Here is a 17,016-nt window from a genome sequence, read left to right on the forward strand (position 1 = left end):
CACAGCGCAAAGCAGTCCGACCGCGATCACGCCCGCGCTCCCTGCCGGCGGGCGCGGCGCTTGAAGAAGCGGATCACTGGCTCGATGTCCACGAGATCGTGGACCGCTTGGCTGCGCTCGCGGTCCCAACTCGGCGAACGCAGCTCGATGCCCTCGACCCGCGCGCTGCGCAGGATCGCCTCGTAGGCCTCCCGGCGGCTCGCGGCGCGCTCGCTCCACCAGCGCCGCACGGCCCCCGAGCGCGCGTCCAACTCGACCCTCTGGCCGCTCTCGGGGTCCAGCACGGTGGCCAGGCCCAGCTCGCGCGGCAGATCTTCCTCGAGCGGATCGACGATGCGCACGCAGACCACGTCGTGGCGCTGGCCGAGCAGGCGCAGGGCCTGGGTCGCTTCCTCGCCGGTGACCTCGCGGAAGTCGCTCACGACGAACACCAGCCCGCCCTTGCGAAGCACGCGGCGCAGCTCCTCGAGGGCCGCGACGAAGTGCAGCGGCGAGCCGACCCGTGCGGCCTCGCGGCGCGCGCTCTCCAGCGCCACGAGAATCCGCTGGGTCTGGACCGCGCCCGGCTTGGCGGGCAGGTGCACGCCGGGGCCGTCGGCGAAGAGGTTGAGTCCGACCGGATCCCGCTGGAGCTCGGCGGCGCAGGCGATCAGCGCCGCGAACTGCTCGGCCACGTCGAGCTTGGTCACGCGGCTGCCGAAGCGCATCGACGCGCTGGTGTCGACCAACAGCTCGACCAGGAGCTGGCGCTCCTCGATGTAGGTCTTGATGTGCGGCGTGCCGGTACGCGCCGTCACGTTCCAGTCGATCGAGCGCACCTCGTCGCCCGGCTGGTAGGGCCGCACCTCGTCGAATTCGATCCCGCTGCCGCGGAAGCTCGAGCGATAGGCTCCGGACAGCACGTCCGAAACCATGCGCCGGGTACGCAGTTCCAGGCGCTTGACGCGGGCACGCTGTTCAGCGCGCGTGGAGGCGGGAGTCCGACTCAACGGTTTCCTCAGTCCGGCGGGTCAAGGGACCGGAACGGTCTCGAGCACGCGCCGCACGAGCGCGTCGGAGTCGAAGCCACTGGCCTCGGCCTCGTAGGTCGGGGCCACGCGGTGTCGCAGGACGTCGGGCGCCACGCGCTTGATGTCGGTCGGAGTGACGTAGTCGCGCCCCTCCAGCAGGGCCTCGGCCTTGCAGGTCAGGGCCAGCACGATCGTGCCCCGCGGGCTGGCGCCGTACTCGATCATCCCGGCCAGCTCGGACAGGCCGGCCTCGGCCGGTCGGCGGGTGGCGTGGACCAGGCGCACGATGTACTCGCGCAGGCGCGGGTCGAGGGTCACCGCGTCCACCAGGGGCCGCGTGGCGAGGACCGCCTCGGGCGAGGTCACTGGCGTGACCTCGATCGGCTCGGCCGTGCTGGCCATGCGGTCGAGGATCACCAACTCTTCGTCCTGGCGCGGGTAGTCGAGCACGACTTTCAGGGCGAAGCGATCGAGCTGGGCCTCGGGCAGGGCGTAGGTGCCCTCCTGCTCCAGCGGGTTCTGGGTCGCCAGCACCAGGAAGGGCCGCGGCAGGGGGAAGGTCTCCCCGCCGATCGACACCTGGCGCTCCTGCATCGCCTCGAGCAGGGCCGACTGGACCTTGGCCGGGGCGCGGTTGATCTCGTCGGCCAGGATGAAGTTGGCGAAGATCGGGCCCTTGCGCGGCGCGAAGCTGCCGTCGCGGGCGTGGTAGACCTCGGTTCCGACCAGGTCCGAGGGCAACAGGTCCGGGGTGAACTGGAGGCGGGCGAAGTCGCCCCCCACCGCGCGGGCGAGGGTCGAGACGGCCAGGGACTTGGCCAGGCCGGGCACGCCCTCGAGCAGCACGTGGCCGCCGGTCAGGAGGCCGATCAGAAGGCTGCGCACCAGGTGCTCCTGACCCACGACCACCCGTCCGAGGGCGTCGGTGAGGTCGCGGGTCCAGGCGCTGCCGCGCTGGATCGTGTCGGCGTCGAGTTGCGCTTGCGTGGGCGCCATCGGTGTCGTCGAGGTCGAAAGGCCAGGGGTGAACGATCGCGGTCCGAGTCGGACGCGCCGGCTCGGACCGCAGACTACGTTTCTTCACCGCCGGACGTTGGTCCGCCGTGGGGAACGGTGGCGATTCCCGCCCGTTCCCCGCGGCCGCCCTCCGGCCGCCCCGCTACTGATCCGAGCCGGGGATGCCCGATCCGCTGCGATCGGGACCCTTCGGGCGGCGTCGCTCGGGGGCGGAGTAGCTCTCGAGTTCCTCGAGCAGCTGGGTCACGCCGGCCTCGAGCTGGGGATCGCCGCCCTTGGCCAGGGCCGTGGGATCGTCGATCACCTCGATGTCCGGAGCGACGCCGTAGCCCTCGACCCCCCACGTCCCGTCCGTCTCGTAGAAGGCGAAGCGCGGGATCGAGGGCTCGGTGCCGTCGATCAGGGCCGGGTTGCCGGAGATGCCGACCAGACCGCCCCAGGTCCGCATGCCGATCAGCTTGCCCAGGCCCGACTGGCGGAAGTACCAGGGGAAGGCGTCGCCGCCCGACCCCGACCAACCGTTGATCAGCATGGCCTTGGGCCCACGGTGGCCGCGCGGAGGCCAGTTCCAGTCCTCGCCGTGGCGGATGGCCCAGTAGTTCGTGACGGGGCGATCGAGCAGCTCGATGAAGCGGGTAGGAATCTGGCCGCCGGCGTTCCAACGCTCGTCGATCAACAGGGCGTCCTTGTGCTGTTGGCCCAGGAACTGGCGCATCAACTCGTTCTGACCGTCAAAGCCGGTGTCCGGCACGTGGATGTAGCCGACTCGCCCGCCGGAGAGCTCGTCGACGCGGGCCCGGTTGTCGGCCACCCACTTGCGGTAGCGCAGGCTGGACTCCGAGCGGAGCGGCTCGACGATGACCCTGCGGTCCTCGTCGTCGACGGTCGGATCGGCGCTGAGCAGCAACTCCGTGGGCCGCCCGGCGGTCCCGATCAGCGAGGCGTACACGGCCCGACTGCCGTCCACCGGCACGCCGTTCACCTGCAGCAGGTAGTCACCCACCCGGGCGTCGACCCCTGGCTGGGCCAGGGGCGAGCGGGCGTCCAGGTCGTAGCTGCCGCCGCCGAGGATCGCGGCGATGCGGTAGGCGCCGGCCTCGGCGTCGAAGTCCCAGTCCACGCCCAGAAGGCCCACCGGCTCGCTCGGCGCCGAGGGCAGAAGGCCACCCGGGGGCTGGCGGTTGTAGGCGTGGCCGACGTTGAGCTCGGCCATCATCTCGCCGGTCAGGAAGTGCAGGTCCTCGCGCGAGGTGACGTCGCCCAGGGACGAAACGTAGCGCTCGCGCACGGCGGACCAGTCCAGGCCGTGCATGCCCTCGTCGTAGAAGTAGTCGCGGAACAGTCGCCAGCAGTCCACCAGCATCTGTCGCCACTCCGCCCGCGGGTCGGTCAGCGAGACCATGCCGGAGAGGTCGACGGGCTCGTCGAGCTTGGCACCCGGAGCCACCTCCACCACGGAGAAGCCCCCGCCGGCGAACAGCAAGAGATGCTTGCCATCCGCGGTGACGCCGTAGCCCCCGACACCGGCGGCGATCGTTTCCTCTTCCGCGTCGGCGCCGTCCTCGAGCTTGAAACGCATCAAATTCGGCGGGCTGTCGTCGGCCCCGGTGCGGCTGCCGCGGATGTAGAGCAGGCCGCCCTCGACCCCGGTCGGCTGGCGGAGCTGACCCGCCTCGATCGGTAGCAACATCGCGCGCGACTCGAAGCCGTCGATCTCGATCGTCAGGCTCGTCGGCGCGTCGTCGGCGTCCTCGTCGCCGTCACCGTTCTCGTCACCGCCATCGTCGTCAGCACCGTCGGCGGCGTCCTGATCGTCGTCGCTGTCCTCGGTGCCCTCGGCCGCGGCACCGTCGTCGGAATCGTCATCGGCACCGTCCGCGGATTCGTCGTCCTTGGCCGACTCGATCGGCTCCGCCTCGTCGGTCGGCGCGAAGGGATTCTCCACGTCGGCCCGCAAGGGAACGGCGACCAGCTGGCGCATGTTGGCGTAGATCCAGGTCGTATCCAGATCCGCGTAGATCGGCTCGAAGTCGCGCGCGGACGAGAAATAGAGGTAGTCGCCCTCGGGTCCGAAGGTCGGGTCCGAGTCGTCGAACATGCCCGAGGTCACCTCGTACGTCGTGCCCGCAGCTACGTCGTACAGGTAGATCGCGTCCAGGTCCGAGGACGAGTGCTTGTGGCTCCAGGCGAGCCAGTCGGAGGTCTTCGACCAGGAGGACGAGAGGGGGTTGCCGGACGGGTTGACCGCCACGGTGCGGAGCTCGTCGGTCTCGAGGCTGTACAGGTACAGGGAGCCGTCGTTGGCCGTGAAGCTGATCCACTTGGAGTCCGGGCTCCAGGCCGACTGCGAGCGGAAGCCGGGGCCGAGGGAGGTCAGGGTCTTCTGGCCGCGCTCGTCGCTGCCGTCGAAGGCCGCGCCGTCGATGCGCCGCAGGGTCAACTCGTACTCGCCGCTGCGATCGGAGAAGAACGCCAGCCACTGGCCGTCGGGGCTCCAGGCCGGGTCACGCTCGGCGACACCGTCGCTCGAGGTCAGGTTGCGGGTCACGCCCTCCTCGACGGGGACACTGAAGATCTCGCCGCGGGCCTCGACCGCCAGGCGCACCCCGGTCGGACCGGGCGCGACGCTGGCGACGCTGTCTTCCAGCTCGTGGCGCTCGGGGCGCAGGTTGGGACGGTCTCCGGGAATCGTGACCTCCACCGGCACCATCGATCGAGTGGCCAACTCGAGGCGGTAGAGCTGGCCGCCGTTCTCGAAGACCACGTCCTCGGGCCCGATGGCCGGGAAGCGCACGCCGAAATCGGTGACGAAGGTCAACTGCTGGGCAGCGCCCGACTGGGTGTCGATCGACCACAGGTTGAGGATCCCGTTGGGACCGCGGTCGCTGGTGAAGATCACCTCGGACCCCGACCACATGGGCTGCGCGTCGGTGCCCGGGTAGTCCGTCAACTGGCGCGACTCGAACGTGCGCAGGTTGAACAGCCAGATGTCCTGGGCCAGCCCGCCCTGGTAGCGCTTCCAGGTGCGGAACTCGCGCGACGCGGGGGTGTAGGCCAGCCACTCGCCGGTGGCGTCGATGCTGCCGAAGGTGCCGTAGGACACGGGCAGGGCCTCGGGTTGGCTGCCGTCGATACCGACCTTCATGATCCGCGGCGCGCGGCCCATCGCGGCCACCTCGCTCGACCAGTACAGGAGGTGCTCGCCGTCCGGGTGCCAGTCGTTGAGCGTCTTGCCGCTCGGGTGGTAGGTCGCGCGCTCGGGCATCCCGCCGCTGATCGGCAGGGTGTAGAGGTCCCCGGCCCCGTCGTAGTTGCCGACGAAGGCGATCGTCTTGCCGTCGGGGCTGAAGCGTGGGAAGGACTCGGCTGCGGGGGTCGCCGTCAGGCGTCGCGCCTCGCCCCCCTGCTTGTCCACGATCCACAGGTCGCCCGAGTAGCGGAAGACGATGCTGTCCGCGCTCACGTCGGGATAGCGCAGCATCACCGCGCTGGGCTCGATCTGGGCGGAGGCGGCGCCGGCCAAGGAAGCGATCGCGAGGGCGGCCGGGGCGGCGGCTCGGACCAGGGGGGCGGGGAGGAATTGCATGGGATGTGGAGTGGAGCTGACTCCCGGCTCCCCGGATGGGGGCTGGAGCGGGCGAGAGAGGCTAGTCGGGCCGCGGACCGCGATCCAGACAGCCCTGGGCGGGGTCTCGGGTCGCTGGGGGTGCGCCGGAGCCGAGCCCTGCGGACCCAATCCTGCGAAATTCCGTCCCCGGGCCTCAAACAATCAACTACCACGGTCGTAGTAGATCCAGCCGGCGCCCCACCCGGGCGCCCGGCCTCCCCGACCCCCGCAACCGCACGGCCACCATGGACCGCAGTCACCACCTGGGCAGCCTCCAGCACTCGATCATGCGAGTGCTTTGGGAGCGCGAGGAAGCCACCGTCGCCGAAGTGCACGCGGCCCTCGACACCGACCAGCCCAAGGCGCTCACCACCGTCGCGACCATGCTCTCGAAACTCGAGAAGAAGGGCGTGGTGGCCCACCGGCGCGACGGGAGGCAATTCGTCTACCGACCGCTGGTGACCGAGATGGACGTGCGTCGATCGATGATCTCGGGCCTGGCGGAGCAGCTCTTCGACGGCAACGTGACCGAGCTGGTCAGCCACCTGATCGACGAGCAGGGCATCGACTCCGGCGAGCTGGATGCTCTCAAGCGATTGATTGCCGAGCGCGCGGAGCGGGATGGCGACGATGTTTGAGTCGATCGCCGGGTCCGTTGCGGCCGGTGCCCTGGCTTGGGCGCTCACCTACCTCGTCCACTCCACGGTCCTGCTCGGGTTGGCCTGGTGCGTCACCCGCTGGTCGCGCCTCAGCGACGGTCGCCTGCGCGCCGGCGCCTGGCAGGCGGCGCTGGTCGGCGGGCTGCTGACCGCCTCGATCCAACTGGGCGCCGGCCTGGAGCCCGTGGGCGGTCGCTTCGTCCTCCCGGACCTCTCGGGTGCGTTGTCCGCCGCCGTGGCCCCGCCCGCTGCGGACGTGGAATACCTCGAGATCAGCGCTCTGGACGCCGCGAGCCTGGCCGCCCCGCAGGCAATTCCGATCGAACCGTCCTTCGAACACCCCGCCGCGCCCGAGTCCCCCGCCGATCGCTGGCGACCGGCCATCGCCATGGCCTGGCTGTCGGGCGCCCTGTTCGGCCTGCTGCGATTCTTGACCCGCACCGGGCGCTTCCGTTCCCGCATCGCCGACCGCCTGCCCGTTTGGGACGAGTCGGCCCTAACTTCGCTCGAGGACCTGCGCCTGCGCGCCGGAGTGCGACGTCGGGTGAGGCTGTCGCGCTCGCGCACCATCCGGGTCCCCCTGACCTGGGGCGTGCTGCGACCGGAGATCTGCGTGCCCGATCGAGCCCTGACCGACCTGACTCCGGCCGAGTTCGAAGCCGTCCTGGCCCACGAACTCGGGCACGTGGCCCGCGGCGACGCCTTCTGGTTGGGCCTCGGCGCCTGGCTCGGCGCGGTGATGTTCTTCCAGCCCCTCAACCGCGTCGGCCGCCGGAGCCTCGCGCGCGAGGCGGAGCACCTGGCGGACGCCTTCGCCGTCCAGCTCACCCGCCGACCGATGACCTTGGCGCGCTGCCTGGCCAAGGTTGCCGGTTGGATCGAGCGCGCGAGCGTCGACGTCACCGGGACCGCCACCGCGGGAGTTGCCGCGGCGAGTATGGCCAGCTCCCGCGGCGTGCTGCTGGAGCGCGTCGAGCGGCTGCTCGAGCGCCGGCCGGCTCCGCGTCCGCGACGCATGGCGGCCCTGATGATCGCGGCCACGCCCCTGGCCCTCTTGCCGGTCGCTCCGGCCATCGCCGCGGATGCGCCGGCCGACGCCGAGTTCGACGTCGTCGAAGTGGACGAGGACCGACTGCGTGCGGGCGCGGGCAGCCTCGAACTCACGGCTGCGCTCGACTCCCTCGAACCGGCCGAGCAGATGCTGTTCGCGATGCTCGAGCAGCTCCCGGTGCTGCGCTCCGAGATCGACGAGCTGCGACGGATGCCCCAGGCCGCCAACCACAGCTCCGAGCTCGATGCCCTCGATCGCCGACTGGCGACCTTGGAGTCACTCGGCAGCCGCGCCTACGGCCTGATCGGCGCCACCGGCGCCGAGCCCGAATCAACGTCGCCGCGGAACGCGAGCCGCGACGTCGTGCCCTCCTCCGACGTTCCCGACCAACGCTAGACACCCACCCATAAACGTGATGAACATCGACACGATCGGATTGGCCGCAGCCTGCGCCTTGCCCCTGGGCTTCGCGCTGATCGGCGAGGGCAGCACGACCCAGAATGCCGTGGCCCAGCTCGCCTCGGCTCCCGTCGCGAGCACCGTGGCCGCGCCGGCCTCCGCGCTCGCTCCCGCCCCACAGAGCACCGAGGGCGTGAACGACGAGCTAGACGGCCTGCGCCGCGACATCGAGGAGCTGCGCGCGAAGCTCGAGGCCGCTCGCGCCGACTCGCGCGACTCCCAGCTCGCGGTGGAGCAGGACGCCCGACTGCGCGAGCTCGAGCGAGCCGAGACCGAGCGGGTTCGCGCCGATACCGAGCGCGCGGCCGTCAAGCTGAAGTTGGCCGAGCTCGAGCGGGAGGGAGCGTTGATTCGAGAGCTCGCTGCAGGCGCTAGTGATGACGCTCGCGAAGTGCTCGAGGTTCAGCTGGCCGAGATCGGCGCCGCGCTCTCCAAGGGCGAACGCATGGTGCAGCAACGGCGTTCGCTGGCAGAAGCCCTTGCGGCGGAGCCCTCGGCTGCCTCGACCGACGCCCAGGCCCTGCTGGCCAAGGCCAAGTACAAGGCCGCCGTGGGTCAGGCCCAACGTGCCGAGCTCGAAGAGCAGCTGGCGCGGGCCGAAGCCGGCTTGAACGACGCCGAAGTCAGGCGCATCGACGCCCTGAGACAGGCGAAGGCTCAACTCGACGCGGCCACCGCCGAGACCGAGCAGGTCCGGAGCCTGGTCCGCAAGCTGGCCGCGGAACGCTCCGCGCAGCCGGACGGCGGCGGAGCCCAGGTGGACGAGTTCGTCATCGGAAAAGGCACCAACGTGATCGTCGAGCGGATCGCCGCAGGCGCCGATGGGGCGAAGCAGAAGGCCTTGCTCGGGAAGCTCGGGTACCTGGGCAGCTCCGACGAGAGCGACGGGGCGAAGATCAAGGGCCTCCTCAGCAAGCTCGGATACCTGCACGCCTCGGACGACGATCGCGAGGGCGTCAACGTGACGCAGTCGGGTACTCGGATCGTTCGGGTCCAGGTCGGCGAGGGCGAAGGCTCGGGCCCCGTGGTCGAAGCGCAGGGGTTCAAGCTCGAGGGCGAGGACGGTGACCAGCCCGTCTACCTCGAGCTGCAGGTCGACAGTGACGGCGACACCCTTCAGATCCAGCCGCAGCTGTTGCAGCTGTTCCGCGCCGCGCCGGCCGGCGGAAGTGGCCCGCGCGCGAGCTCCGGCGGCGGGAGCACCTTCGTCTTCAAGTCCGCCGACGGCTCCTCGGCCTTCGAGGGCAAGGGCGGCAACGTGTTCTTCGGAGGCTCCGGCGGCCCGAGTGCCGGCGGCGGCAGCACCCCGCACAAGATCATCGAGATCCAGGAGGGTGGCTCCGCCTTCAAGGGTCAGGGACACAACGTGTTCTTCGGACAGGGTGGCGGCCAGGTGCTCCGCGTCGACGGCATGACCGGCACGCTCCTCGAGCGCCCGTCGGGCGACGGCGACGAGTCACGCGAAGTGCAAGTCTGGGTGACCGGTGAGGGCAGCGGTGGCTCCGGAGCCTTCTCCGGCAAGGCGGAGAACTTCTTCTTCTCCGACAATGGGGCCGTCGAGGTGCACAAAGGCCAGTTCGGCTCCGACGACCATGGGGACCATCACGACGGTGGCGCCGTGAAACGCTGGACCACGGAGGACGGGACCCACTACGAAGTGCGGACGGTCATCGGGAAGTCCACCGGTCAGGGCTCCGACGCGCCGAGCGCCGGCCACTTCACTCACGACTCCCACACGCCCTTCAAGTGGAAGTCCGCCGAGGGCGAAGACGGCGAGGTCGGCTTCGGGCTGATGTTCGGCGGCCAGGAGGGCGAGCATGGCATTGGCTGGGCGCCCGCGGACAGCGGCGACGGGGGTCCCGGCGTGCACTGGTTCAGCGGTGGCGGCGCAGGAGGCGCTAGCCCCTTCAAGTTCGAGCTCCAGGGCGGGCCCGACGGTGAGGCGCCCCACGCGCCCCACGGCGGGATGGTGTTCGGCCAACCCGGCGGCGGTCGCGAGCTGGTCGTGATCCACGGCGACGGCTCGTCCGGCTTCGAGGTCCACAACCACATCGGCAGCGACGGGCCTTCGGGCAACAGCGCCGAGCTGAAGGAGATCCTCGACTCGATGCAGCAGGAGCTCAAGGCGATCCGCAAGGAGCTCGCCGAGCTGCGCAAGTCCATGGGTTCGGACCGCTGACCGATCGGCGCCCGGTCCGGCGCCCCCGCGAGGGGCGCCACTGACCGCGGCGGCTCACTGGCTCGAGGTCCCCGCGGCCGCGCACCGATCGGCGCGCCGTCGTCGGGCCCTCCGTTCACCGCCCGTCTCAAGGGGAACGCGGCGGGCGGTGTCTCGCGCGGCCACTCCACCGGTCTTCCGGCGGAGTGGCCCTTCGCCGTTCGCGGGGGCTCAGCCGACCGGCGGCGGCGGTGGGCTTCCCGGGGGGCCCAGGCTCGACGTGACGATGGCATCGGCCAACTCACGGCCGCGACCGGCGGGGTCGTCGAGCTCGCCGTCCTCTCCCCCGCCGTCGCCGGACCGCCGCAGGCTGATCGACTGGTTCGGCACCGACAGGCGCACTCCCAGCTCCCGAGCCAGGCGCAGGATGTCCGCCAGGAGGCGGTGGCGCTCGCGCAGCTCCGTGGCCCAGTCCGGCGTCTCGACGAAGGTGTAGAGCAGCACGTCGAGGGAGTCCGCGCCCAGGTCGTTCAGGTAGACGTGGAACTGCCGCTCGGCGCTGTAGGGATGGCGCCTGACCACTTGCCGCACCCCCTCGCAGAAGGCGTCGACCAGGTCCGGCGGCGTGTCGACCGTCAGGCGCAGGGTGGTCTTGAAGCGCCTGAAGCGGCGGCGGCCGTAGTTGTCGACCACGCCGCTGATGAACTTGCGGTTGGGGACCGACAGCACCGAGTCGTAGAAGGTGCGGATGCGCGTGGAGCGGAAGCCCACCGTCTCGACGGTGCCCTCCAGGTCCTCGACCACGATCCAGTCCCCGAGCGCGAAGGGCTTGTCGGTCAGCACGGTGAAGGTGCCGAACAGGTTCTCGATCGAGTCGCGGGCGGCGAAGCCGATGGCCAGGGAGCCGATCGAGAGCCCCGCCACGATGCTCCACAGGTCGTCGGTCCAGCTCGCGGCCAGGTAGACCAGGCCAATCACCACCACCAGGATCCGCAGGGTCTTGCGCAGCAGCGGGACCAACAGGTCGTCGAAGCGGTTGGCGCTCTGGCGCGCGCGCTCTTCCAACACGCCGCATCCCAGGTCGACCAGGCGGAAGGCGGACCACAGGCCGGCGAAGGTCGCGACCAACTCGGCGGCGAAGGCGATGGCCGTGCGGACCTGGCCGTCGAGGCCGATGATCGGCAGCAGCCAGGCGAAGACCAGGGCGCCCAGGAACAGGCCGCCGGGACGCACGAAACGCCCCAGCTCCCGGGCCAGGCGGGCAACACTCTCGGCGCCGGCCGCGCGGCGGGCCGCGGTGCCCAGGAGCACCTGCACCAGCTTGTCCAGCAGCACGCACAGGCCCAGGAGCAGCCCGAGCCCGATCCACTGCCAGTTCTCGAGCACGAAGGACTCCGCCCGCAGGGACTCGGGCAGCTCGGTTCGCAGGTGGTAGTGCAGCCGCTCGAGGGCCGGCAGGCTCGCCAGGACCGCCTCGGCGGGGGGCACCGCCTCGAGCTGCTGCGCCGCGATCGGAATCCAGTCGGCGACGCTGCGGGCGAAGTGCCAGCCGAGCTGGTCGGTGCGGACCAGCTCGACGTAACGCACGCGGGGCGAGAGGGCCGGGTGGCCGATCGTGAACGACGCCCGATGGTCGGACTGCGGGCCCGCCTCCGCCAGGTCCTCGGCGTTGTCGTAGCCGGTGCGCAGCAGGATCTCGTAGAGCTGGTGTGCGAGCTCCTCGCGTCCCGCCCCGCTCTCGCTGCCGGCGCGGAACAGTCCGGTCTCGGCCACCGCGGACGCCTGTCCGGCGCGCATCTGCCCGAGGAAGGCCTCGAACGCCTCGGGCGCGCTGGTGTAGCGGGCGAAGACCGCGCCGGACGGGGACTGACCGCTCGTCGATTCGCCTGGCGCGGCGTCGCTCTGGACCGCGCTCGTGATCGCGGCCGCGCTGGAACGCGTCGCGGCGCTCGAGCTCGACGGAAGGACTCCGACCAGGCACAGGGCGAGCGACGGCACCAAGAGGCCCTTCACGAGCCGTTGGCCCCTCACGAGCCATTCGATACGGGCGCACATGCCCCGCGACCCTAGTGTCCTGGATCGGAAATTCGGCGTCACTGCTCGGAGGTCCGATCGATGCTGGCTAGGCGCGCCGACGACGCGTATCCGCTGCGATACTCGGAGGAGGCGCTGGCGACGCCAGCGGCGATCGGAGCCCGGGAAGTGACGCCGAATTTCTGATCCAGGACACTAGTCCTGGGCCCCGGCCTGTGCCAGGCGTTGCAGCCATCCGTCGCCCAAGAGGTGCTCGTAGATCGCCCGCGCGATCAGGCGATGCCCCTCCCCGGACCAGTGCAAGCCGTCGTCGGCGTACCAGCGCTTGCGGTCCTCGGCCATGGTGCTGATCGGCACCGAGAGGTCCCAGGCCTCGATCCCCAGCTCGCGGCAGCGCTCGCCCATGACCTCCACGCCCTCCAGGCGCGGGGTCGTCGACGGCGGGGCCCCGAACTGGGCGAAGTTGCGGGTGTAGTGACTCCAGCGCGCGTCGCTGTCCTGCTCCGAGTCGGGCATCAAGAGCGCCACCAGGCGGATGCCGCGGGCCTGGCAGGCCAGGTGCAGCTGCTGGAGCTCGTCGAAGGCGCGCTCGATGCGCTGGGCCAGGGCCGGCGCCGCCTCCTGGCGCGAGAGCATCCAGCTCTGGATCTCCTGGGGCCGGTCGTCGCCGTCCAGGTCGAGCTTGGCGCGATGGCGGACGTAGAGGTTCGAGTTCATCAGCGCCCGGTGCAGCGCCACCCGCGCCGGCACCAGCACCTCGGGCCAGCCCTCGATCACGTCCTCCTCGACGAGCTTCTCGCCCACGCGGACCCAGCGGCGGGCCGACGAGTTGTCGATCAAGGTCTGGGCCCCGGGCGACAGGGCGATCAGCACCAGGTTCGGATCGACGCGCACGCCGTCACGCTCCTCGTCCAGCAGGCGGATGCCGCGCCGGGCGGCCTGGGCCAGGGAGTAGGCCATCACGCCCCCGTTCAGGACCCGCGCGGGCGGCGTGGTCGAGCCCGCCAGCATCTGCTCGAGCCAGTAGGACCAGGTCTGCGACTGGCGCACGTTGCGCGCCCCGTAGATGCGCGAGGCCCCCAGACCGAGGATGCGGATCTCGTCCGGCGGGGCGTCCGCGGGGATCTCGGCGTTGCGCAGGCCGAAGCGGTCGAGCTTGGTCTCGAGCTCCGGGTTCTCGAAGTAAGGCCGCGGCGCCCAACCGAGCTGCTCGTCGATCAGCCACGAGCCCTCGTCGCTGCCCTGGTCCCGGTCGAGCCAGCCCACCCACAGGTCGAAGGCGACGACGCCGGGGATGAAGCCCAGCAGCAACTTGGCGGCGGCGCGCAGCGCGAATCGTCGGGGAACAGCCATGGGGCGAAGGGTCGCCGGCGGCGGCGTCGGCGCGGGGAAAGTTACCACATGGGCAACGGCCATCCGGCCACCAGTCAACCGGCCGCCGGGGCCTCGGCGGGCCGCAACCCATCGTCGCACCTGCCCACAAGCGGAGCCGTCCCCGCCCCCGCTCAGCGGCTAGACTTCCCGGCTTCGACGGGGGCTCGCGCGAGCCCCCCCCACCGACGCCGCCCCTCGGCTACCGGTCACACCGCATCCCCCGGTGGCGCCGGCCCCGCGCCCGATCCCCCCCTTGGTCTTCCACAGCGCCACCTTCGTCGTGTTCCTGATCGTCGCGTTCGCGGCGTTCTGGGCCCTGGCGGGCAAGCGCGACGCGCGCACGGCGTTGCTGCTCGTGGCGAGCTACGTGTTCTACGGCGCGTGGGAGTTCTGGTACCTGTGGCTGATCGTCTTCTCGACGCTGCTGGACTTCACCTGCGGCAACCGCATCCACGCGGCGAAGAGCCAGGGGGCCAAGCGCGCTTGGTTGAGCGTCAGCCTGGTCGGCAACCTCGGGGTCCTGGGCTTCTTCAAGTACTACGACTGGGGCATCGAGGGCCTGGCCACCCTGCTGTCGAGCTTGGGCCTTGCGAACAACCTGCATTCGCTCGGAATCCTGGTCCCGGTCGGCATCTCCTTCTACACCTTCCAGACGCTCAGCTACACGCTGGACATCTACCGCGGCCAACTGAAGCCGGCGCGCAACCTGCTCGACTTCGGCATGTTCGTGGCCTTCTTCCCGCAGCTCGTGGCGGGCCCGATCGTGCGCGCGGCGGAGTTCATTCCGCAGATGGACCTGGAGCCGCGGCTCGACCGCGCGCGCTTCACGGACGCGATCTGGCGCATGGGCACCGGCCTGGTCAAGAAGGTCGTGCTGGCGGACGGCCTGGGCGCCTTCCTGGTGGACCCGGTCTACGAGGCGCCGGGCTCCTTCGGCGCTTGGATGCACGCCCTCGCCCTGCTCGGCTTCACCTTCCAGATCTACTACGACTTCTCGGGCTACTCCGACATCGCCATCGGCGTCGGCAAGCTGTTCGGCTTCGACCTGCCCGAGAACTTCGACGGCCCCTTCAAGTCGCGCTCGGTCAGCGAGTTCTGGCGCCGCTGGCACATGACCCTGTCCTTCTGGGTCAGGGACTACGTGTTCTTCCCCTTGATGGGCCGCACCGGCATCCGCTCGCGGGTTCGCATCGCCTTCAGCGTGATGACGACCATGGTCGTGATCGGCCTGTGGCACGGCGCGAGCCTGCTGTGGCTGCTCTACGGCGCCGTTCAGGGTGTCGTGATGGCGATCGAGCAGGTGGTGACGGTCGCACGCCGACGGCGCCGCAAGGCCTCCGGCGGGCTGGCCCTCCTGCAGTGGGCCCTGACCTTCCTCTTCACGGTGCTGGTCTCGAGTCTCTGCGTGCGTCCGCGGTCCTTCGAACAGGCCTGGGCCATGCTCTCGGAGTTCGGCAGCGGCGGCGCGGTCTCGATCTGGGGTCCGGTGACCCTGGCCGTCGGCGTGGCGATCCACTTCCTGCCCAAGGCCACCGTCGAGGCCACACGCCGCGGGTTGACGAACCTGCCACTGCCCCTGGCCGGGGTGCTCTTGGGCCTCGTCGCCGGCTGGGTCGCCTACCTGGTGATCGGCGCGACGCCGTTCATCTACTTCCAGTTCTAGCCCCTTCGCGCAGCCGGGTAGACTGCCCCCGTAGGTGGCTCGGGCTGTCGTCCGTGAAGCCGCTCCCCGCCAAGGACTTACGAACAAATCCCGGCCCAGGTGCCGGCCCCCCCCCCATGGATCGGAATCAATTCGTCGCGGCGCTCGAGTCGGCGCTGCAGATCGACAAGGGGATCCTGACCCCCGAGACCGTGCTCGACAGCCTCGAGAGCTGGGACTCGCTCGGGGTGCTCGAGTTCCAGGCCCTGGCCGACGAGGAGCTGAACGTCCAGGTCGAGCCGACCGAGATCGGCGTCTGCCGCACGGTCGAGGACCTGTGGAAGCTGATGCAGGCCGGGGAAAAGTCGTGACCACGGGTCGACGCGCGGCGTTGACCCACGTTGCGTCCTACCTCCCCGCCGGCAAGATCACCAACGACTCGCTGGTCGAGAACTACCCCGGCTGGACGAGCGAGAAGATCGAGGCCAAGACCGGCATCCGGGTCCGCAACAGGGTGGCGGACGACGAGTTCACGAGCGACCTCGCCATTCAGGCCGCCGAGCGACTGTTCGAGCAGTCGGGCTTCGATCGCGAGCAGGTCGACTTCCTGTTCCTGGTGACGGTGACCCCCGATCAGATCCTGCCCTTCACGGCCAGCACCGTGCAGAACGGGCTGAAGCTGCCCACTTCCGTCGGGGCCACGGACCTCTCCCTGGCCTGCTCGGGCTACCCCTACGCCCTGGCGATGGCGGCCTCGATGATCGAGTCGGGCCGCGTCCGCAACGTGCTTCTGTGCACTGCGGACCGCTTCACGGCCTACGCCGACGAGGCCGAGATGGGCTCGAAGACCCTGTTCGGCGACGCGGGAACGGCGACCCTGGTGCAATGCGTCGAGCCCGGCGCCAGCGGTGCCGGAACGATCGGCCTGTGCCGCTTCGGAACCGATGGCTCTGGCGCACAGCACCTGATCGTGCCGACCAGCGGGATCAAGGGCTTCGTGGGCCACACCACGACCAGCGCCTCGAAGCCGACCTTCGAGATGAACGGGCCCGAAGTCTTCGACTTCACCATCCGGACGGTGAGCCGCTTCATCGCCGACTTCCTCGCCGAGGCGGAGCTCGAGGTCGACGCCGTGGACTACTTCGTCTTCCACCAGGCCAACCTCTTCATGCTCGAGCACCTGCGACGGCGGATGAAGATTCCGAAGGAGCGCTTCGTGATCCACCTGGCCGAGGTCGGCAACACGAGCTCGTCGACGATCCCGCTGGCCCTGGCCGACCTTTCCGCGCGCAACAGCTTCCAGCCGGGCCAGACGGCCGTGCTGGTGGGCTTCGGCACCGGCTACTCCTGGAGCGCGACGCGCGTCGACTTCACGTAGTCACCTGGTGTCCTGGATCAGGGAGTCGCTGCGGGCTGCTGCTCGAGTAGCGCGGCCGCGCGGAACTCCTCGGTGGTGGCGATCACGCGCGCGGCGAAGGCACGCACGGAGGTGAAGGGCACCAGCCCCTCGGCGGCCCGCGCCGCGCTCCAGGCTTCCCAGCCTCCGGCGTCCTTCAGCCAGCGATCGAACTTGGTGGGCCCCGCGTTGTAGGCCATCAGAGCGCGTTCGAGGCTGCCCTCCTGCCGAGCCACCAGGTAGGCCAGGTAGGCCGCCCCCAGGCGCAGGTTGAGGCCTGCGTCCTCGAGCAGGTCGTCGCGCTCGGGCTCGCGCAACCCGAGGACCCGCGCCCGCTCGCGCGCGGTCTCGAGCTTGAGTTGGACCAGCCCCAGCGCGTCCACCGACGAGACCGCATCCACGCGCCCGGAGGACTCGTGGAACACCAGGGCCGCGAGCAAGTAGGGATCGAAGGCGAACTCCTGCGCCGCGGCGCGGAGTTCCGGCGCGAGGCGCGCGATCCGCACCTGCGCCAACTCCTCACGTACGACCCCGCGCAGACTCCCCCAGGGTGCCGCCACGACCAGGATCACGACCAGGGCAAGGCCGCCCAGAAGGGCCAACCGCAAC

12 protein-coding genes are annotated in these 17,016 nt (G+C 70.5%); 6 read left to right on the forward strand and 6 right to left on the reverse strand.

Features of this window, described 5'->3' with window-relative positions:
• Nucleotides 1–26 precede the first annotated feature (26 nt).
• The 3 genes from Pla133_RS17135 to Pla133_RS17145 all read right to left on the reverse strand — a co-directional run bounded on the left by Pla133_RS17135 (nucleotide 27) and on the right by Pla133_RS17145 (nucleotide 5,613).
• A complete protein-coding gene (locus tag Pla133_RS17135) occupies nucleotides 27–989 on the reverse strand; it encodes a DUF58 domain-containing protein (RefSeq protein WP_145067436.1) in 963 nt (320 codons plus the stop codon).
• Between the two features lie 21 nt (nucleotides 990–1,010).
• Nucleotides 1,011–2,006 carry an AAA family ATPase gene (locus Pla133_RS17140; protein ID WP_145067438.1) on the reverse strand — a complete coding sequence of 332 codons (996 nt, stop codon included), beginning with the start codon at nucleotides 2,004–2,006 and terminating at the stop codon, nucleotides 1,011–1,013.
• A gap of 163 nt (nucleotides 2,007–2,169) precedes the next feature.
• Complete coding sequence (locus Pla133_RS17145; protein WP_145067440.1) at nucleotides 2,170–5,613, reverse strand: S41 family peptidase; 3,444 nt, start codon at nucleotides 5,611–5,613, stop codon at nucleotides 2,170–2,172.
• Between the two features lie 266 nt (nucleotides 5,614–5,879).
• Here Pla133_RS17145 and Pla133_RS17150 point away from each other — a divergent pair, with 266 nt between their 5' ends.
• From Pla133_RS17150 to Pla133_RS17160, 3 genes are read left to right on the forward strand one after another with little or no spacing between them, the layout of a single operon-like run.
• Entirely contained in the window at nucleotides 5,880–6,272 is a 393-nt protein-coding gene (locus Pla133_RS17150) for a BlaI/MecI/CopY family transcriptional regulator (RefSeq protein ID WP_145067442.1), read from the forward strand.
• On the forward strand, nucleotides 6,265–7,740 hold the full coding sequence (locus Pla133_RS17155; RefSeq protein WP_419191646.1) for a M56 family metallopeptidase: 1,476 nt from the start codon (nucleotides 6,265–6,267) through the stop codon (nucleotides 7,738–7,740). Before Pla133_RS17150 ends, Pla133_RS17155 begins: the two co-directional genes overlap by 8 nt.
• A 19-nt stretch (nucleotides 7,741–7,759) precedes the next feature.
• Entirely contained in the window at nucleotides 7,760–9,982 is a 2,223-nt protein-coding gene (locus Pla133_RS17160; protein ID WP_145067446.1) for a hypothetical protein, read from the forward strand.
• 210 nt (nucleotides 9,983–10,192) lie between these two features.
• Here Pla133_RS17160 and Pla133_RS17165 read toward each other — a convergent pair whose 3' ends face one another.
• The gene (locus tag Pla133_RS17165) at nucleotides 10,193–12,016 is read right to left on the reverse strand and encodes a mechanosensitive ion channel family protein (protein WP_145067448.1); all 1,824 of its coding nucleotides are present in this window, start codon (nucleotides 12,014–12,016) and stop codon (nucleotides 10,193–10,195) included.
• A 174-nt stretch (nucleotides 12,017–12,190) separates the two neighbouring features.
• On the reverse strand, nucleotides 12,191–13,348 hold the full coding sequence (locus tag Pla133_RS17170; protein WP_145067450.1) for an alginate O-acetyltransferase AlgX-related protein: 1,158 nt from the start codon (nucleotides 13,346–13,348) through the stop codon (nucleotides 12,191–12,193).
• A gap of 274 nt (nucleotides 13,349–13,622) precedes the next feature.
• Here Pla133_RS17170 and Pla133_RS17175 point away from each other — a divergent pair, with 274 nt between their 5' ends.
• The 3 genes from Pla133_RS17175 to Pla133_RS17180 all read left to right on the forward strand — a co-directional run bounded on the left by Pla133_RS17175 (nucleotide 13,623) and on the right by Pla133_RS17180 (nucleotide 16,389).
• Complete coding sequence (locus Pla133_RS17175) at nucleotides 13,623–15,032, forward strand: MBOAT family O-acyltransferase (RefSeq protein WP_145067452.1); 1,410 nt, start codon at nucleotides 13,623–13,625, stop codon at nucleotides 15,030–15,032.
• A 116-nt stretch (nucleotides 15,033–15,148) separates the two neighbouring features.
• Nucleotides 15,149–15,382: a phosphopantetheine-binding protein gene (locus Pla133_RS26445; RefSeq protein ID WP_419191648.1), complete on the forward strand. Its 234-nt coding sequence runs from the start codon at nucleotides 15,149–15,151 to the stop codon at nucleotides 15,380–15,382.
• Complete coding sequence (locus Pla133_RS17180) at nucleotides 15,379–16,389, forward strand: ketoacyl-ACP synthase III (protein ID WP_419191649.1); 1,011 nt, start codon at nucleotides 15,379–15,381, stop codon at nucleotides 16,387–16,389. Before Pla133_RS26445 ends, Pla133_RS17180 begins: the two co-directional genes overlap by 4 nt.
• Nucleotides 16,390–16,406: 17 nt before the next feature.
• On the opposite strand, the gene Pla133_RS17185 is transcribed toward Pla133_RS17180, so the two are convergent.
• The gene (locus tag Pla133_RS17185; RefSeq protein WP_419191650.1) at nucleotides 16,407–17,009 is read right to left on the reverse strand and encodes a lytic transglycosylase domain-containing protein; all 603 of its coding nucleotides are present in this window, start codon (nucleotides 17,007–17,009) and stop codon (nucleotides 16,407–16,409) included.
• Nucleotides 17,010–17,016 lie beyond the last annotated feature (7 nt).

This window comes from Engelhardtia mirabilis, from assembly GCF_007748095.1.
GTDB lineage: Bacteria > Planctomycetota > UBA1135 > UBA1135.